Source organism: Vibrio sp. 10N.222.48.A3, from assembly GCF_041475345.1.
GTDB lineage: Bacteria > Pseudomonadota > Gammaproteobacteria > Enterobacterales > Vibrionaceae > Vibrio > Vibrio tasmaniensis_A.
This window is the reverse complement of sequence record NZ_JBFRVX010001229.1, coordinates 1-284: the sequence shown is the minus strand read 5'-3', so window position 1 is coordinate 284 and position 284 is coordinate 1. Positions and strand designations below refer to the sequence as shown.

Here is a 284-nt window from a genome sequence, read left to right as displayed (position 1 = left end):
ATGAATGCTGTTATCGGATATTACTATGCTGTATTTCATGTGGGATTTGCTCTCATTAATACTGATCATACTTTCCACCTGGAAAATATGAAAAGTATGAAACATAACAAAATTGAAAAGTGGCTTGAGGATCAACTTCATTGGAAAGATGATATGGATTACAAAACACTTCGAAGAGTAAGAGAGAATGTTAATTACTTGGGTATGGGAGAGCCAAGTACAAAATTAATGGTTGTCCGTGGGCATCAATTTGGTTATGACCTTGGTCATGAGAAAGTTGATTT

The 284-nt window shown here is 34.9% G+C and carries 1 protein-coding gene; it reads left to right on the top strand.

Annotation, left to right across the window (positions count from 1 at the left end; genetic code table 11):
• The coding region (locus AB4653_RS25230; RefSeq protein WP_372105597.1) for a hypothetical protein at positions 1-284 on the top strand (284 nt) is incomplete at both ends.